This window comes from Campylobacter hominis ATCC BAA-381 (genome assembly GCF_000017585.1).
Lineage (GTDB): Bacteria > Campylobacterota > Campylobacteria > Campylobacterales > Campylobacteraceae > Campylobacter_B > Campylobacter_B hominis.
Map to the genome: position 1 here is coordinate 381,318 of NC_009714.1, position 18,438 is coordinate 399,755.

Genomic DNA, 18,438 nt, shown 5'->3' on the forward strand with positions numbered 1-18,438 from the left:
AGGTTACGGATGAGTATAGGTAGAAGATCTTTTCTAAAACTCGCTGCTCTTGGAACCGCTGCAGGTTCTGTAAGCGTTTTTGGAAATGACGAAATTTTACGTGATGCTTCACCGGATGAGATAAAAAATCCGTTTCCAAACTCAGTGAAGAAAAAAACAATCTGTTCAATTTGTTCGGCAGGTTGCGGAGTTATCGCTGAAGTCGATGAAGCAAGCAATACTTGGATTAGACAGGATATGGCAATAGATCATCCTTTTTCGCAAGGAAGTCATTGCTGTAAAGGAATAGATCAAATCGATCTTACAAAATCAAAAATGCGCTTAAAATATCCGTTAAAAAAAGTAAATGGCAAATGGGAGCGTATAAGTTGGGATCAGGCAGTAGATGAAATTTCAGCAAAAATGCTTGAAGTAAGAGCTAAAGATGGTCCTGACAGCGTGGAATTTTTAGGTTCTGCGAAATTCAATAACGAACAAGCCTACTATTTTCGCAAATTCGCCGCTTTTTGGGGCACAAATAATATAGATCACGTAGCACGCATTTGACATAGCGCAACAGTCGCCGGTGTGGCGAATACATGGGGTTATGGCGCGATGACAAATCACTTCGGTGATGTAACTGCAAACTCGAAAGTTTTACTTTTTATAGGTGCTAATTCAGCCGTTGCAAATCCTGTCGGCGGAATGAAGCATGCGCTTCAAGCAAGAGATAGAAACGGTGCAAAAATTATTGTTGTGGATCCTGTTTATACAAGAACTGCTGCAAAAGCCGATATGTATATAAGAATAAGACCTGGAACCGATATAGCCTTTATTTACGGCGCTTTACATATTATTTTCAAAAACGGTTGGGAAGATAAGGAAGTTATTGAAAAGCAAAGTTATGCTGTTGATGAGATAAGAAAAGAGGCTGAAAAATGGACGCCTGAAGAAACTGCGAATGTAACCGGCTGTACGGTAGAAGAGCTTGAAGAATTTACAAGAGTATTTGCCACTACAAAACCTGCCACTTTATTTTGGGCTCTTGGAATCACACAACACTCGATTGGAAGTTCAAATACCAGAATTTTATCAATTTTGCAACTTGTTTTAGGAAATATGGGCGTAAAAGGCGGAGGATGTAATATCATAAGAGGACACGATAATGTTCAAGGTTCGACCGATATGAACTGTTTGGCAGATAGTCTTCCAGGATATTACGGTATAAAAGATGGCGCGTGGAAGCATTTTTGTGAAGGTTGGGGCGTCGATTATGAAAAATTCATAAAACGTTTCGCTGTTTCTACAAAAGAAAAAAGAGAAAAGCTTGGCGAAAATGTTGAAGGTACAAATTTCAAAGAGTATTTTTATTATAATGAAAAAGCACCCGAAGATCGCACTTGGCGAAATGAAAAAGGTTTTTCACTTGCTAAATGGTGGCAAGGTGTAAATAAAAAAGAAGATGTGTTTTCAAGCGGAAATTTGCGCGTGCTTTGGGTTCAAGGAACCGGAATTACTTCTATGTCGCAACAAGTGGAAATCAAAGAAGCACTTGAAAAGCTTGATATGATTGTAATTGCCGAACCGTTTTTAAATGAAGTCGCTATTATGAGCGATAGAAAAGACGGAATTTATGTACTTCCTGTCTGTACGCAATTTGAAACGGAAGGTTATGTAACGGCTACAAACCGTTCGGCGCAATGGCGAACACAAGTTATTAAACCTCTTTATGAAAGCAAAGAAGATCAGGAAGTTATGTTTTTATTCGCGAAAAAATTCGGTTTTTATGACGAATATGTGCGCGGTATGAAAATGGGAATCGTAAATCACGAACTAAAACAAATCAAAGACGATTTCAAATGGCCTGATGATGCCACTGATGAGATAGCAAGAAATACTCAAAGTATAGGAAACAATGGAAGAACCGCCGCTAGACTTAGAAAACATCAAGAAAACTGGCAAAATTTCGATCCGTTAACTCTTAAAGGACGAGGTCCTGTTGAGGGCGAATACTATGGACTTCCGTGGCCTTGCTGGGATGAAAAACACCCTGGAACTCCTATTCTTTATGATATAAATACGCCTTATGCAGAAGGCGGTATGGGTTTTAGAAACCGCTTCGGTTTAGAACATGATGGCGTTTCACAACTTGCAGATGCTTCAATTACGCTTCCAGGTTCAAAAGTAAAAGGAGGTTACGCTCAAATTACAAAAGAAAACATAGAAGAAATTTTAGGTATCAAACTTAGCGATGAAGAAAAAGCAAAAATGGGTGGCAGCTGGAGTACCGATTATAGCGGACTTATTGCTGAAAAATGCAGAGAAGCCGGAATTTGCCCTTATGGAAATGCAAGAGCAAGAGTAAAAGTATGGGAATTCGCAGATCAAATTCCTCATCACAGAGAGCCAATCCACTCTCCACGCCTAGATTTGGTAAAGAAATATCCTACATTTGATGATCAGGCTAAAAATTTCCGTGTAAGCGTAAAATTTAAAAGTGAACAACAAAAAGAGGATTGGAGCAAAGATTTTCCTGTGATTATAAGTTCAATGCGCCTTGTAAATTTAAGCGGTGCCGGAATGATAGAAAGAACCAGCAAATATCTCTCAGCCATTACTCCTGAAATGTTTGCACATGTAAATCCTAAACTTGCTTCATCTTACGGTATAAATGACGGTGAAATGATGTGGATAAAATCGCCTCAAGGCACAAAAATAAAAGTCAAATGTATTTATTCAGAATCTGTCAGTGATGATCGTATTTGTTTGCCTTACAATTTTGCCGGAATTTTCCAAGGCGTGGATTTAAGTGATCGTTATCCGGAAGGCACTAAGCCTTATATTATCGGTGAGCCGTCAAATATAGTTACAAATTACGGCTTTGATATAGTTACGCAAATAGCCGAGTTTAACGCAGGCCTTTGCCAAATAGAAAAAGCGTAAGGAGACAACTATGGCAAGAATGAAATTTTACGTTGATAACAGTAGATGTATCGCATGCTATGGATGTCAGGTCGCATGCAGTTCGGCGCACGAAGTACCAGTCGGAATAAATCGCAGGAAAGTAATTATTTTAAATGAAGGAGTTCCTGGAAAAGAGTATTCTAGCACGCTTGCATGCCAACACTGCACAGATGCGCCTTGCGCGCAGGTTTGTCCTGTAAAATGCTTTTATATTCGTGCTGACGGTATTGTTTTGCATGATAAGAAAAAATGTATAGGTTGCGGATATTGTTTATATGCCTGTCCTTTCGGTGCGCCACAATTCCCAAGAGACGGCGCTTTCGGAATAAAAGGCGAAATGGATAAATGCACAATGTGTGCAGGCGGTCCCGAAGAGACAAACTCAAAAGAAGAGCGTGAGCTTTACGGACAAAATAGAATTGCAGAAGGCAAAGTGCCGATGTGTGCAGCCATTTGCTCTACAAATGCGCTTTTAGTCGGCGATGAGATAGAAGTTTCAAACATTATCAGAAAAAGAGTAATGCTAAAAAATAATTTCACCACTAATAAATAATCGAAATTCCGTATAAAGCACTCACTTTATACGGAATATTTTTTTAAAATATAAATTCATTCAACACAAAATTTAAAAAATAACGCTTTTTAAAATTTAAAATTTTTGCAATTTACTTAAAAGACCGCTTGTATCGGAAAGCGACAAAACCAAATATTATAAAAATATTCTATCATTCCAAATAAAAAAACAGCTATTTTATTCTTTATAAAATTTAAATTGAAAATATAAAAAATATAATTTTTAGGTTTTCTACAAATTTAAGTTTATATTGTTATAATGCCAAAAATTTTTGGAGTTACGATATGATAAAAATTATTAAAAGAGATGGAAGTCTAGAAAATTTTATGCCTTTTAAGATACAAGATGCGATAAAAAAGGCTTTTGAAAGTGAAAATTATGTTTTTGATGATAAAATTTATCAAGCCATTATATCTAGAATTATACTTGACGATGAGCAAAATTTAGATGCGAACAACACCGAAAGAAAGCAAAATTTAGAAATTTCAAATAAAAAATACAAAAATGAAAAATTTCAAAATTTAGCTGATAATTTAGGAGATAATAGAAAAAATAACCAAAATTTATCTGAAAAAAATGAAAATGAAATTTCTCAAAATGATGAAACAATCCAAAATAAAAACGGCGAAATTAAAATATCAAATGATAAAAACACACAAAATTTAAAAAAAGTTTCAAATGAAAATTTATCTGAAAATCAAAATTTAAAATCTGATTTTTTCAAAGAAACCGACATTAAAAACAGTTCTATAATTTTACAAAATGATGAAATTTCAAACCTGACCTTAAAAGAAAAAAATTTCGCAAAGTATAATGAAAGCGCGCAAAATTCAAGTGGAAAAACGCAAAATTTTATAAAATTTGAAAATTTAGAACAGATAAATGATAAAAATCAAAATTTAAAGAATGAAAAAACTGAAATTTCGTGTAAAATTTCGGTTGAAGATATTCAGGATATGATTGAAAAAGAACTTTTTAAAAGCGGAAATTTTAAGGTTTTAAAAAGTTTTATGCTTTATCGCCACACGCACAAGTTGCAAAGAGAGCATATTTTGGGCTTAAATGACGATACTACTTACATAAACTCAACGCAAACGATAAACGAATATATAAATAAAATAGACTGGCGAATTAGCGCAAACTCAAATACAAGCTATTCAAATGCCGGGCTCATCAATAATACAGCCGGAAAAGTCGTGGCAAATTTTTGGCTTGACAGTGTTTATAATAAAGAAGAGGGTGCGGCGCACAGAAATGGTGATTATCATATCCATGATTTAGATTGTCTTAGCGGATATTGTGCAGGTTGGAGTTTGCGAGTTTTGTTAAATGAAGGCTTTAATGGCGTTCGCGGACGTGTCGAAAGCAAAGCGCCGAGGCATTTTTATTCCGCGCTTTATCAAATGGCGAATTTTTTGGGAATTTTACAAAGCGAATGGGCGGGAGCTCAGGCATTTTCAAGTTTTGATACATATCTTGCACCTTATGTTTTTAAGGATAAACTCACTGACGAGCAGATAAAATCGGCAATTGAAAGTTTTGTCTATAATCTAAATGTGCCTGCGCGTTGGGGGCAAAGTCCATTTACAAATGTAACAGTCGATCTTACTTGCCCGGATGATTTGAAAACGCAAATTCCTACTGTGGAAAACGAACATATTTTTAAAAATTTTAAAGATGATGAGCTTTTAAAAGAAGCCAAAAAGCGTGGTAAAAATTCACTTACAGAGCTTACTTACGGCGATTTTGAACCTGAGATGCAAAGAATTGTAATAGCATTTTATGAAATTTTAACGCGCGGCGATAAGTGCGGCCAACCATTTACTTTTCCGATTCCAACCGTAAATTTAACTGAAAATTTTGATTGGCGAAGTGCCGCCGCCAAGGCTATTTTCGAAAATACTGCAAAAGTAGGATCAAGTTATTTTCAAAATTTTATCGGCTCACAGTATATGATTGACAAAAACGGCAAAAAGGTTTCAAATCCGAAAGCTTATAAACCTGGAGCCGTTCGCTCAATGTGTTGTAGACTTCAACTTGATTTAAGAGAGCTTTTAAAACGTGGCGGAGGTCTTTTCGGAAGTGCCGAAATGACCGGATCCATTGGCGTGGTTACAATAAATTTGGCGCGTCTTGGTTATTTGTATAAAAATGATGAAGATGCACTTTTTGCAAGACTTAATGAACTTTGTGAGCTTGCAAGCGGCACTTTGGAAAAAAAGCGTAAGTTTATAACTAAGATGTTTGAGCGCGGGCTTTATCCTTATACTAAACGATATTTAAGGAATTTCAACAATCATTTCAGCACAATCGGTATTAACGGCGCAAATGAGATGATTAAAAATTTTACGGACGATAAGGAAAATATAGCTACGCCTTTCGGACGGAAATTTGCTACTAAAATTATAGAGTTTTTGCGCGAAAAAATTAAATATTTTCAGGAACGAACCGGAAATTTATATAATCTTGAAGCAACGCCCGCCGAAGGTACAACGTATCGCTTCGCAAAAGAGGATAAAAAGCGATTTAAAGATATTATTCAAGCAGGCTTCGGCGAAAATATATATTATACAAATTCTACGCAACTGCCTGCTAATTTCACGGACGACGTATTTTTGGCGCTTGATTTGCAGGACGAACTTCAAAACAGCTATACAGGAGGAACGGTTTTTCATCTTTATATGAAAGAAAAAATTCAAAACGGTAATATTTGTGCGAATTTAGTGCGAAAAATTGTGGAAAATTATCGTTTGCCTTATATTACGATTACACCGATTTTCAGCGTTTGTCATGAGCACGGATATATCGCCGGAGAGCACGAGTTCTGTCCTGTTTGCGAACAGGAAAACAAAAAAAGCAGATGTATGGTCTATACGCGTGTTATGGGATATTATCGTCCGATTGAAAGTTTTAATACGGGCAAAATCGGCGAACATAAAGAGCGCATTTATTTTGATACGAAATAGTTTTGCGGTGAAATTTTTATAAGTAATAAAGTTTTTTGTAAAATCCGATTAATGTCAGCAATAAAAATTCAGATGTTTATATGGCACAATTTTGGAGTAAATAATGAAGCCTATTTTTGATATTACGCCATTTTCGATAGTTGATTTTGAAGGTAAAATTTCAGCCGTTGTATGGTTTTGCGGATGCAATATGCGTTGCGTTTATTGCTATAACACAAAAATCGTTTCGGCGACAAACGGAAAATTCGGCGCCGATGATTTGTATGAGTTTTTAAAAATGCGCCGAAATAAGCTTGACGCTGTTGTTTTTAGCGGCGGCGAATGCACGAATTGCCATGAAATTTTAGAAATTTTGAAATGTGTAAAAAATCTCGGTTTTTTAAACAAAATCGATACGAACGGCTCAAATCCTGATATTTTGGCTGAAATTTTAAAAAGAAATTTGGCGGATTTTATTTCGCTTGATTTTAAAGCCGGAAACGAAAAATTTTTTAAAATTACAAAAACAAACGGTTATGAAAATTTTATAAAAAGCCTTAAAATTTTGGTGAAAAGCGGCGTGAAATTTGAAGTCAGAACGACAATTCATAGTAATTTTTTAAACGAAACGGAAATTTCAAAAATGGCTGGAATTTTAGAAAATTACGGCTACAAAGGCGAATACTGTTTGCAAAATTTCTATGTTACTAATGAAAATTTCGGTAATCTAAAAGCACCGAAAATAAAATTTGATCCGGCAAAAATAAAATCAAATATCAAAATAAAACTGAGAAATTTTTAATTTAAAAGTAATAAAATACGCATTTCCCGATATTTTTGTTTTTTAAATTTTGCTTAATTAAAATCAAGTAATTTAAAATTCAGGTTTAAATGAGAAATTTTAAGTCCTGAAATGCTAAAATAACTGCAAAAAAAGGATAAAAATGAAAGTAACTATCACAAATAAAGATGTTGAAGTTTTAAAAAAATTTATGCTGCTTCATAGCAAAATGGCAAAAAAGCAAAAAATAACCAGTTTTTATTTAATACCTTTTGAGTTTATTTTAGTCGGCATTGTGCTTGACGCTCTTACGAAACTTGCACCTGTTTTAAGCATAACTTCTGCTATTTTGGGTATTTTATGGCTTGTGATTTTTCCAAGATTTTATAAAAAAATGTTAATTCGCCATTTGGCTGACAGTGAAAGTTTACCTGCTTCAAGCGTTGAGATGGGTTTTAATGTTTTAAACGATGAGGTGATTTTCGGCGGCGAAAAAGAGAGTGAAAAGTTCGGTATAAATGAGCTGAATAGGCTTGTTTGTACGGGGTCAAATTTTATTTTGGCATTTGGAAAAAATTTTCATATGGTTTTACCTAAAAATTCTCAAACCGCTGAAATTTTGGAAAACTTATCGCAAAAAACGGAAATAGAGATTGAAAATATTGAAATTTCTTAGTTCGGATTAAATTTTATACAAAAATTTATTTAGTTGAATTTTAAAGTTAAAGCGTAAATTTTTATTTTGGCAGCTTTTATTTCCAATAAAAAACTGATACTAAAGAGATTAAATTTTTACTTATTTCAGGTTAGAATTTTAAACTTTTATCACTTTTAAAAAAGTGATAAATACCTTTAATTGCGACAAATTTATGTTTTTCAAATGCATTTAAATATTTCATAAAATGCAAAAATACGATTATTTTAAAAATTCTTTTAAACTTTGCTCGCCGTTTGGTAAAAATATTTTTATTTTTTGCGGCGTTATTTTTTATTCTATCTTAAACTTGGAATTTTAAAATTTTTTAAAATTCCAAAATTCCTTGCAAATGCTTTAAATGAAAGCTTTTGCGATGAATTTCGCAGTATCCGTATTTTTGTATTGCTTCTATATGAGCTTTACTTCCGTAACCTTTGTTTTTTGCAAAATCATAAAATGGAAATTTTATGTCAAAATTTCGCATTACGCGATCACGGCTTACTTTTGCTAAAATACTTGCCGCCGAGACTTCTTTGATTTTATCATCGGCTTTTACCATCGTCTCAAAACCTTCGGCACCGAATTTTGAATTGCCGTCAAAAATTATTTTAACTTCAAACGGCGCAAAAAAATCCACAAGCTCATTAAGTCCGAGTTTTAAACATTTGCTAAGCCCGAATTTGTCAATTTGTGCTGCAGAAAATTTGACAATTTTATAAGTCGAGTTTTTTATAATTTCTTCATATAAAATTTCGCGTCTTTTCTCACTTAATTTTTTACTGTCTTTAAGTCCTTCAATTTGCTTATTTAAAATACATCCTGCTATATGTAAAGGTCCCGCAAGCGGTCCTCTTCCTGCTTCATCAATTCCGCAAATTTTCATTGTTTCTCACAGACCGAGTGCAAATTCATAAAACGGCACTACTTCGCATTTTATGCCTTCTATTTCCATTGTGCCGCTGTTTGCCATACTTATGACATTTACGCGTATAATTTTTAGCGATTTACATGTATTAATTAATTTTTTAAAACGTAAAAATACAATATCGCTTGCACTGAATGGAATTATCAAAAAAGCCATATTTCGCTTTGGAATTAAAAAATCAAAATCCTTATTGTAAAAAATTTCTCCAAGTTGTATGGCTCTAAGTTCGCAATATACGGCATTTGCAAATTTTTTATGGAAGTCTTTTTTTAAACTGAAAATTTCACCGAAATTGAAATTAGAAAAATATATTTTTTTTGCAGCTTTAAAGTCATTAAATTTCGGTATGAAATTTATTATATTTTCATTTTCAAATCTGTATATCGCGCCATATACGCTATCTTTTGAAATTTTGAATTTTTCTTTTAATTCCGTATAAATTTTATTTATACTTAAAATTTCGCCGTTATATTTTGAAATCGCTTTCAAAATTTCTATTTCATTTTGTCTAAATGACGATTTTATGCCGATTTGCTCATTTTGTATGATTTGAAAATTTTGTAAAAATGCATTTTTTGCGCTGTTTCCACGTTGTAAAAATGTAGAAAATGCCGCATTCACATCATTTCTTCTGTCAAATAAAATAAATTCTTCAAAACTTAAAGGAAAAATTTCCAGTTGTGTAAAATTTTTAAAATTTAAATTTTTAAGGCGTGTCGTAATAAAAATATTTTCTATTTTACGGATTTTTAAAATTTTATCTAAAATTTCGATTTCATCATTTAGAATTTCATTCAAATTATCAAGTCCCAAGACTGAAATTTGCGAATTTTTTTGTAAAAATTTATCCAAATCTTTCAAAATTTCACTTACATTTACGCGAAAATCGGCAAAATTAATATATAAAATTTCATCATTTTCAAATTCTAAAAGTTTGTTTATCATTATATAGCTTTTGCCGCTTCCGATTGCACCATATAATATCGTGCGTCCATTTTCAAGTTCCGTTTTGCGGTTATAAAATTTTAAAATTTCCGGTTTGTTTTCGTAAAAATACTCTAAAATTTCCATAAAATTATTATAAAATTTTCCTTATTAAAAGGAAATAAAAATTTTTATTTTTATAGTATTTTTTAAGTGAAATTTTAGTATGCTTTAAAGTTCAATTTTTTAAATTAAGGTAGCGCCTTGTATTTCAAAATTTTCAAATTTTTATTTTTTATAGCCATTGTTTTGATAGCGATTTATTATACTTATCCGACAGATATTACGGATGCACAGATAAAAAATTATTGTAAAAGTTACGGCATTACGATGATTCTTACGATTGGCGGAACAAGTATAGGTATTTTTTTGGGTTTTATTTTGGCGTTTTTAAAATTTGCAAATTTTAAAATTTTAAATTTTATAATCGATGAATATATTGATATCATTCGTGGAACTCCGATTGTAATTCAACTTATGATTTTTGTTTTTGTTATTTTTGCAAGTTGGACGAACAATATTGCGGCTGCGGTTTTTGCACTCGGTTTAAACAGCTCGGCTTATGTAGCTGAAATAGTGCGAAGCGGTATAAACAGTATAGATAAAGGTCAAATGGAAGCTGCGCGTGCGATGGGTTTGAATTATACAACTTCGATGAGAAAGATTGTTTTTCCGCAAGCTATAAAAAATATCCTACCCGCTTTGGCGAACGAATTTATAAGCCTTTTTAAAGAAACTTCAGTTGTTGGAATGGTGGCAATTACCGATCTTACGTTTTTTTCAAAAAGTTTGCAGGCGACGTTATATACGGTTCAGCCGATACTTTTCGCTGCTGTTATTTATTATGTGAGTGTAAAATTTTTTACGCTTTTGGTAAAATTACTTGAAAAAAGGCTGAACAGAAATGATTGAAATTCAAAATTTAACTAAAAGTTACGGGTCTCTTTTAGTTTTAGATAATATATCAAAAAAAATTCATAACGGAAATATTGTAGCCATTATAGGTCCAAGCGGCGGTGGAAAAAGCACATTTTTACGCTGTTTGAATTTACTGGAAATTCCTGATGGCGGTAAAATAATCATAAACGGCGAAGATATAACAAATAAAAAAACAGATATAAATAAAGTTCGTCAAAAAGTTGGTATGGTTTTTCAACATTTCAATCTTTTTGCAAATAAAAATGTGCTTGAAAATTTAACTTTGGCTCCTATAATGACCGGTATTTTGACGCACAAAGAAGCTTATAAAAAAGCCGAAAGTTTACTTGAAAGAGTAGGGTTGCTGGATAAAATAAATTATTTTCCACACAAACTTTCAGGCGGTCAAAAACAAAGAATTGCAATAGCAAGAAGCTTAATGATGAATCCTGATGTTATTTTATTTGATGAGCCTACATCAGCTCTTGATCCTGAAATGATAGGAGAAGTGCTGACTTTGATGAAAGATGTCGCAAGAGACGGTCTTACAATGCTTGTTGTAACGCATGAAATGGGATTTGCAAGAAATGTCGCAAACCGCATATTTTTCATGGAAAAGGGCAAAATCGCAGTTGACGATACGCCGAAAAATGTTTTTGAAAATCCGCAAAATACGAGATTAAAAGAGTTTTTAAATAAAATTTTAAATCACTGATGAAAGGATTGAAAATGAAAAAATTTTTTAAAATTTTAAGTTGCTTTATGCTGATTTTTACTTTTGCAAACGCGAAAGATTTTACAAAAGATACTCTAATAGTGGGCACAAATGCTACATATCCGCCATTTGAGTTTTTGGACGACAAATCGGAAGTTACGGGTTTTGATTTTGATCTTATGGCTGAACTCAGCAAACGAATCGGTTTTAAATATGAAGTTTTAAATATGAGTTTTGACGGACTTATTCCTGCTTTAAAATCAGGAAAAATCGATATCGCGGCAGCTGCTATGAGCGCGACTCCGGCCAGAAAAAAAGCGGTTGATTTTTCTAATGCTTATTATTTCACTGAAAATTTGTTTTTGAAATGCAAAGATAGCACAGATATCACAAAAATAGATGATTTAAACGGTAAAAAAATCGGTGTGCAACTTGGAACAGTGCAAGAGATGGCGGCAAAAGAATTAAATGGCGTTGATGTTAGCGCAAGCGAAGATATTTTTGTAGCGATAATGTCTTTAAAAAATAAAAAAGTCGATGCCGTGCTTGTAGATAGTTCAATCGGATACAGTTATTTGAAGAAAAATCCGGATTTGGTTGAATTTGCGAAAGTTCCTGACGGAAGTGAAGGTTTCTCTTTGGCGTTTGACAAAAATAAATATCCGGATCTCATAGAAAAGATAAATGTTGAAATTGAAAATATGAAAAAAGACGGCACTTTTGATAAAATTTTAGAAAAATACGATTTAAAATAAGGCATAAAAATGAGAAAATTTTGGATTTTTTTGGCTATTTTTGCTGTTTTTTGGGCTAGTGCTGCAAATGCAACCTATGAAAGACACTGGAAATTTAAAAAATTTGAAAACGGCAGACTTGTTTTTAAAACAAACAAACGAAATTTCAAATGCGTTTTAAAAGATCTGAAATTTATCTCATATACTGCAAAGCCTGAGTGTTTCGATGATCCCAAAAAGGCTAAAAATTTGCAGGAAGATTACGATAAAATGATTGAACAAAAATTAGGCAAGCTACAAAAATATAATGTTTTAGTGCAAGGCGATGGAAATGAATTCCGCGTTTGCGATCTTGGTGAAACGGTAGCAAAAAATTTAATAGAAAGCGGCTTGGCTGTTTCTGATAGAACAGATTTTGACAAAGAATCAAAAAAAGCGCGCGAAAAAAATGCCGGAATTTTTAATGAAAAAATACTTCATATCACAAAATGTGTGCTTGGCGAAAATGACGGAAATATAAAAGACGCTTTGAAAAATGAGTGAAATTTACGCTTTAAGCGATGATTTTTTCACGCCTGAAGATGTGATTGTAAAATCTATCCATGAAATTTTGGATAACGGCATAAAATTTGTGCAATTTCGCAGCAAGAAAAAAGAAAAAAACGAAAAAATCATAAGTGAGCTTATAAGACTTTGCGATGATTATCACGCTTATTTAATAATAAACGATGATGCGCTTTTGGCGCGAAAACTTGGAGCACACGGTGTTCATATCGGAAAAGATGACGGATCTATCATAAAAGCGCGCGAAATTTTAGGCGAAAATAAAATTATCGGCGTAAGTTGTTATGATGATTTAACGTTAGCCTTAAACGCACAGCAAAACGGCGCAAGTTACGCGGCATTCGGCGCTGTTTTTAAAAGTCCTACAAAAAAGGATGCTAAAATTTGCAATCACGACGTTCTAAAAAAAGCCGCAGAAATTTTAAAAATTCCAACTTGTGTAATTGGCGGAATAAACGCCGGAAATTTGCGTCAAATTTTGAAATTTCATCCGAATTTCGTGGCGATTGTAAGTGCGCTGTATCATCCGCGCTCAATAACAGAAAATTTAAAAAATCTACAAAGGATAATTAATGAGTATAATTGATGCCGTGATTTTAGGCATTGTTGAAGGTTTGACCGAATTTTTACCGGTCAGTTCAACCGGGCATTTGATTTTAACGGCCGGACTTTTAAATTTAGAGCAAACAGACACTTTAAAATGCTTTGAAGTTGTAATTCAGTTAGGATCGATTTTAGCTGTCGTTTTTACATTTTTTGAAAGACTTAAGCGCGATAAACAATTATGGATTAAGCTTATCATAGGTTTTTTACCGACAGCTGCTATCGGATATCTGTTATACTCGCACATCAAGTCTCTTTTCAGTCAAAATGTTGTAGTTTATATGCTGATTATCTGGGGTGTTATTTTTATTGTAGTTGAGCTTTTGCGTAAAAAAAATCCACCTGAAAACGAAATTTTAACTTTGGATGGGATTAGCTATAAACAGGCTTTTTTTATAGGTTTATCACAATGCTTTGCAATGGTTCCTGGAACTTCAAGAAGTGGCGCGACTATAATCGCAGGACTTTTAAGCGGACTTAACAGACAAACAGCTGCGGCATTCAGCTTTTTGCTTGCGGTTCCTACGATGTTTGCAGCGACTTTTTACGATACTTACAAAAACCGCGAAATTTTTGCAGCAAATATGGATAATATCCAGCTTTTTTTGTTGGGCGGTTTTGTAGCGTTTTTAGTAGCGCTTTTTGCTATAAAAATGTTTTTAAAATTTGTCAGCAGGTTTGATTATATTCCTTTTGGAATTTATAGAATTTTGATTGCATTTGCATTTATGTTTTTTGTCTTATAAAATTTATCATCTGATTAAATTTATCAAATTATATTAAGCTTAAAAAGTGCCTGTATAGTTGTGTTTGATTGTAAAATTTATCAGTTAGCTTAAAAATATTGAATTTATGTTTAAAAGTTAAATAAATTTTAAGCTTAGCTATCATAATAGTGTGATAAAATGCTACAACTATTATGAAAGGATGACAAAATGCTAAAAAGATTTATTTTTTTTATTGCTAATTTGCAGTTGCTTTGCTTTTGGTTCCACTCTCGAAGAGATTAAACAATCAAAAGTAATAAAAATAGGCGTTCGTCTAAATTTACCGCCATTCAGCAATCAAAATGAGCATGGCGAATTTGAAGGTTTTGAAATTTCACTTGCAAAAGCTATAGGCGCCAGTATTTTAGGCAAAAACGGTGAAATTCAGCTCGTAGGGCTAAATGCAAAAGATAGAATTCCATATCTTCAAAACGGAACAGTTGATTTGATATTGGCAAACTTCAGCAAAACGGAAGAACGCGCTAAAAGTGTAGATTTTGCTACACCGTATCTTTCAAATACGCAAGGAATTTTGACAAAAAAATCTGAAAATATCAGAAGTATTTCGCAACTTGCAGGCAAAAAGATACTATTTATCAAAGGAACTACGACAGATGATTATCTAAAAGCAAATGCTGCAAAATTAGGCATCACTCCGGTTGAATGTCAAAGCGTAAATAAATGTTTTCAAAGTCTGCAAAAAGGCGAAGCTGACGGATATATGCATACAAGCATTCTGATAGCGTTTTTGCAACTTTTGGATGACAATATTGAAATGGGAATACAAAATATAGGCAGTATAGAATTTATTTGTCCGGGTGTGAAAAAGGGAAATGAAGCACTTTTGGAAGCTGTGAATGCAAGTATATACAATCTTAGCAAGAGCAATTTTTTTAAAGATGCCTACAATAATACATTCGAGCCATTTTATAAAGGAACTGTCGAGCGAAAATATCTGCTTTTGGATGATTTGTATCGTTTGATGTTTAATTAAATGTTGCAGGTTTAGCCACTGTTTTGTGGCTAAACTTTTTAAATTCCAATTCAAATAATTATTTTAGTAAAATTTTAGACTCAATACAACTTAAGCGAATTTTTTCTTACCAGTTTTTTAATAAAATAGGATATAAGTCTTTATCATCTTTTTTACATTATAATCTAAACTCACACTCTTTTTTTGTATCAGAATAAATTTCGCTATTTATTTATATTTCGCCATTAAATTTAGATATTTTTTCGCATTCATTCATTGTTAAAATTTTTATCTGTTTTTTTATAATTTTATTTACTGTATTTCTAAAAATATTACAAATTTCAGCTATTTTTACTGTTTTTATATCTAAACAAAAATATCTTAAAATTTCTCTAAATTCAGCTTCTGAAATTTCCAAACGATAAATATACTTATTTTTTAAAGCTTATTTATTGGAGATCAGGTTGTATTGAGATTTGTTTTTTATGATACTGTCAGTTTAAATTTCAGGTTTTATACTTTTATATCAAAAATTTATTTTAAAATATTTTGACGCGGTATTTTAAAAAATAGTGTAGTAATCAAAATTTATCAAATAAAAATAAAACCTAGAATTTAAACTAGCGGAAATTTTATAAATTTAACTACTAAATATCAAAATTTTTTAAAAATCCGTTTTTATCTTATAGCGGTTTTTTAATAAAATTAAATTTCAATCAGATTTGTCATATTTATTAAAATTTTTGCAATTTTTTCCACAGCCGCATCCGCAATCTTTCTTTGCAAAAACTTTATAAAAATAAAAAATTACACCAAAAATTGCAAACGCTAAAATTAAAATTTCAAAAATTTCCAAAATAAATTCCTTATAATGAAAATAAAATTCGTCCGAAAAACGCCATTATATAAGCAACAATGCTTGTAAAAATAAATAAAAGTGCAAGATATTTCAGACCGCCGGCTTCTCTTGCAAAGACGACACTTGCCGCCAGACAAGGATTGTAAAACATCACAAAAAGTAGATATGCTACGGCGGTGCTAAGCGGAATTTGCGATTTGATCACACCTGTCAGGCTCTTACTGTTTTCGTCCTGATCGCCAAGCGAATATAAAACTCCCATCGTCGAAATCATAACTTCTTTTGCCGCAAGTCCGCTTACTAGCGAAACGCTAAGTCTCCAATCAAATCCAAGCGGTGCAAAAATCGGTTCCAAAGCTTTTCCAGCTTTACCAAGATAACTGTTCTGTAAAAGCGCATTCGATTTTTCAAATTCCAGGGTTTCCTTTTTGGATATATCTTGCGTAAGTGCGATTTGCTCATCAAATTTAGCCGCGATTTGCTTGTTTTTCGGATACATATTTGAAAACCAGATCAGCACGCTTGCAGCAAGTATGAAAGTACCCGCCTTTTTTAAGTACATTTTTGCTTTATTTGCAATCATAAACCATACAAGGCGCCAGTTTGGAATGCGGTATTTCGGCATTTCCATAACAAATGGCTCATCTTTGCCGCGAAATACTATAACGCGTAAAAATTTTGCGCACGCAAGTCCTACGATCGCACCGAAAATATAAATCGCAAAAAGCCAATTTCCGGCTTCTTCTTTTGGCGCAAAAGCTCCGATAAAAAGCACATAAACAGGGAGTCTTGCTCCGCAACTCATAAAATTTATGATAAAAAGTGTTAAAAGTCTGTCTTTTTCGTTTTTAAGTGTGCGCGTTGCCATAAATGCGGGCACAGAACAGCCAAAACCTGTTACAAGAGGTATGAAGCTTTTGCCATGAAGCCCGAATTTATGAAAAAATCCGTCCAATAAAAACGCCACTCTTGACATATATCCGGTCGTTTCAAGCAGTGAAATTCCAAAAAACAGAATTAAAATATTCGGTAAAAAAAGAAGCACTGAACCGACGCCGCCTATAATTCCATCACAAATAAGACTTGAAAGAGTTTCATTTGAGATATGAGTGGCAACGCTTTGACTAATGGCCGCAAACAGCGCCTCGATATAATCCATCGGAATTGATCCTAAAGTGAAAGTCAGCTGAAAAAGTACCCACATTAAAAATAAAAAAATCGGTAAGCCAAGATATTTGTTAATTAAAATTTTATCGATTTTAGCTGTATTATTCGGCTTTTTCGGTTTTTCATATATCACGGCTTCCGTTATCACACCATTTACAAAAGACGCTGTGTCGTCCATAAAAATTTCTTTTAAATTTTGATTGTCATATCCTTTATAAAGGCGCTCTTTTGCTCTTTTAAGAAGTGTTAAAAGTTCTAAAAAAATCGCTTTGTCGTGTAAAAAAGCGTAAATTTCATCATCTCCAAAAAGCAGCTTTTTAGATATTTGGCGATTCGTAAAACCAAGAGATTTTATGTTTTCATCGTTTTTTGTATCCAGAAATTCGCTCAATTTTGAAATTTCGTTTTCTATCAAATCACCGTAAATCCGCTTATTTATCGCAAAATCTTTCTTACAGGTATTAACAATCAGCACTAAAAAATCGTGCAGATTTTTCTGTTTTTGCGCTGAAATTAAGATAACAGGGATATTTAAAAGACTTTGCATTTTTTCAGTGTCGATTTTTATGCCCTCATTTTCGGCTTCATCACTCATATTTAAGGCTAAAACGATTTTTTTATTTGTCTCCATAAGCTCAGCGCTTAGTAATAAATTTCGCTCCAAATTTGTGGAATCTGCAATATTTACGATTAAATCGTATTCACCGTTTTCCAAAAAATTTCGTGTGATTTTTTCCTCTTTTGAGTAGCCATGAAGCGAATAAGTACCCGGCAAATCTATTATTTTGATTTTATAATTTTCAAAAACAAGCGCGGCTTCGGCTTTTTCAACTGTTACGCCTGCGAAGTTTCCAACATGCATATTTGCTTTGCAAATCGTATTTACAAGCAGACTTTTTCCGACATTCGGTTGACCGACAAACGCTACTTTAAGCGTTTTCATTTGTTCTGCTTACTCTGATTTTTTCCGCTTCATTTTTGCGTAAAATCACACAACTGCGGTCAATTTGAATTTCGATTGTAGAACCTTTAAGAGTTGATTTAAGCTTTTTTATTTTTTTTCCGGGATTTAGCCCGAAGCTAAAAAATCTTTGGCGCAGATTGTCGTCTATTTCAAAATTTTCAATTACGGCTCTTTCTCCATCTCTTATTTCATTAAGTGTCATTTTTTGCCTTTTTTTTGCAAAATTATATAAAATTTTTGCTTAAAATAAAAGTCATTATCAAAAAATAATGAATTTTGCGAAAATTAAAAATTTAAGTTAAAAGAAATTTAAATCTTGCAAATA

18 protein-coding genes are annotated in these 18,438 nt (G+C 32.9%); 12 read left to right on the top strand and 6 right to left on the bottom strand.

Translation table 11 applies throughout. The features are described from left to right. Nucleotides 1-9: 9 nt before the first annotated feature. The 5 genes from CHAB381_RS02040 (at nucleotide 10) to CHAB381_RS02060 (ending at nucleotide 7,919) form a co-directional block, all read left to right on the top strand. Nucleotides 10-2,922 carry a molybdopterin-dependent oxidoreductase gene (locus CHAB381_RS02040; protein WP_223429401.1) on the top strand — a complete coding sequence of 971 codons (2,913 nt, stop codon included), beginning with the start codon at nucleotides 10-12 and terminating at the stop codon, nucleotides 2,920-2,922. 10 nt (nucleotides 2,923-2,932) lie between these two features. Continuing rightward, entirely contained in the window at nucleotides 2,933-3,496 is a 564-nt protein-coding gene (gene fdh3B, locus CHAB381_RS02045; RefSeq protein WP_012108304.1) for a formate dehydrogenase FDH3 subunit beta, read from the top strand. 305 nt (nucleotides 3,497-3,801) lie between these two features. Beyond that, nucleotides 3,802-6,483 carry a ribonucleoside triphosphate reductase gene (locus tag CHAB381_RS02050; RefSeq protein WP_012108305.1) on the top strand — a complete coding sequence of 894 codons (2,682 nt, stop codon included), beginning with the start codon at nucleotides 3,802-3,804 and terminating at the stop codon, nucleotides 6,481-6,483. 103 nt (nucleotides 6,484-6,586) lie between these two features. Beyond that, nucleotides 6,587-7,264 (top strand): anaerobic ribonucleoside-triphosphate reductase activating protein, encoded by a 678-nt coding sequence (locus CHAB381_RS02055; RefSeq protein WP_012108306.1) that lies wholly within the window; start codon nucleotides 6,587-6,589, stop codon nucleotides 7,262-7,264. Between the two features lie 142 nt (nucleotides 7,265-7,406). Continuing rightward, complete coding sequence (locus tag CHAB381_RS02060) at nucleotides 7,407-7,919, top strand: hypothetical protein (protein WP_012108307.1); 513 nt, start codon at nucleotides 7,407-7,409, stop codon at nucleotides 7,917-7,919. 346 nt (nucleotides 7,920-8,265) lie between these two features. Here CHAB381_RS02060 and CHAB381_RS02065 read toward each other — a convergent pair whose 3' ends face one another. Next, nucleotides 8,266-8,823, bottom strand: coding sequence for a ribonuclease HII (locus CHAB381_RS02065; RefSeq protein ID WP_012108309.1), 558 nt, complete (start codon nucleotides 8,821-8,823; stop codon nucleotides 8,266-8,268). Between the two features lie 6 nt (nucleotides 8,824-8,829). Continuing rightward, nucleotides 8,830-9,936 carry an ATP-binding protein gene (locus tag CHAB381_RS02070; RefSeq protein WP_012108310.1) on the bottom strand — a complete coding sequence of 369 codons (1,107 nt, stop codon included), beginning with the start codon at nucleotides 9,934-9,936 and terminating at the stop codon, nucleotides 8,830-8,832. Between the two features lie 117 nt (nucleotides 9,937-10,053). On the opposite strand from CHAB381_RS02070, the gene CHAB381_RS02075 reads away from it, so the two are divergent. From CHAB381_RS02075 to CHAB381_RS02105, 7 genes are all read left to right on the top strand, one after another. Further along, complete coding sequence (locus CHAB381_RS02075; RefSeq protein WP_012108311.1) at nucleotides 10,054-10,761, top strand: amino acid ABC transporter permease; 708 nt, start codon at nucleotides 10,054-10,056, stop codon at nucleotides 10,759-10,761. After that, nucleotides 10,754-11,482, top strand: a complete 729-nt coding sequence (locus CHAB381_RS02080; protein ID WP_012108312.1) for an amino acid ABC transporter ATP-binding protein — start codon at nucleotides 10,754-10,756, stop codon at nucleotides 11,480-11,482. Before CHAB381_RS02075 ends, CHAB381_RS02080 begins: the two co-directional genes overlap by 8 nt. A 14-nt stretch (nucleotides 11,483-11,496) precedes the next feature. Further along, nucleotides 11,497-12,237: a transporter substrate-binding domain-containing protein gene (locus tag CHAB381_RS02085; RefSeq protein WP_012108313.1), complete on the top strand. Its 741-nt coding sequence runs from the start codon at nucleotides 11,497-11,499 to the stop codon at nucleotides 12,235-12,237. Between the two features lie 9 nt (nucleotides 12,238-12,246). Next, nucleotides 12,247-12,759, top strand: coding sequence for a hypothetical protein (locus tag CHAB381_RS02090; protein WP_012108314.1), 513 nt, complete (start codon nucleotides 12,247-12,249; stop codon nucleotides 12,757-12,759). After that, a complete protein-coding gene (gene thiE / locus CHAB381_RS02095) occupies nucleotides 12,752-13,366 on the top strand; it encodes a thiamine phosphate synthase (RefSeq protein ID WP_012108315.1) in 615 nt (204 codons plus the stop codon). The genes CHAB381_RS02090 and thiE overlap by 8 nt, the downstream gene beginning before the upstream one ends. Continuing rightward, nucleotides 13,353-14,129, top strand: coding sequence for an undecaprenyl-diphosphate phosphatase (locus CHAB381_RS02100; protein WP_012108316.1), 777 nt, complete (start codon nucleotides 13,353-13,355; stop codon nucleotides 14,127-14,129). Before thiE ends, CHAB381_RS02100 begins: the two co-directional genes overlap by 14 nt. Before the next feature lie 214 nt (nucleotides 14,130-14,343). After that, the gene (locus CHAB381_RS02105; protein ID WP_012108318.1) at nucleotides 14,344-15,144 is read left to right on the top strand and encodes a cysteine ABC transporter substrate-binding protein; all 801 of its coding nucleotides are present in this window, start codon (nucleotides 14,344-14,346) and stop codon (nucleotides 15,142-15,144) included. A 211-nt stretch (nucleotides 15,145-15,355) separates the two neighbouring features. Here the strand turns inward: CHAB381_RS02105 and CHAB381_RS02110 are convergent, their stop codons facing one another. From CHAB381_RS02110 to CHAB381_RS02120, 4 genes are all read right to left on the bottom strand, one after another. Then, entirely contained in the window at nucleotides 15,356-15,541 is a 186-nt protein-coding gene (locus CHAB381_RS02110; RefSeq protein WP_012108320.1) for a hypothetical protein, read from the bottom strand. Nucleotides 15,542-15,835: 294 nt separating this feature from the next. Beyond that, complete coding sequence (locus CHAB381_RS08680; protein ID WP_012108321.1) at nucleotides 15,836-15,979, bottom strand: hypothetical protein; 144 nt, start codon at nucleotides 15,977-15,979, stop codon at nucleotides 15,836-15,838. Between the two features lie 10 nt (nucleotides 15,980-15,989). Continuing rightward, nucleotides 15,990-18,092, bottom strand: a complete 2,103-nt coding sequence (gene feoB / locus CHAB381_RS02115) for a ferrous iron transport protein B (protein ID WP_012108322.1) — start codon at nucleotides 18,090-18,092, stop codon at nucleotides 15,990-15,992. Then, nucleotides 18,079-18,315: a FeoA family protein gene (locus tag CHAB381_RS02120; RefSeq protein WP_012108323.1), complete on the bottom strand. Its 237-nt coding sequence runs from the start codon at nucleotides 18,313-18,315 to the stop codon at nucleotides 18,079-18,081. The genes feoB and CHAB381_RS02120 overlap by 14 nt, the downstream gene beginning before the upstream one ends. Nucleotides 18,316-18,438 lie beyond the last annotated feature (123 nt).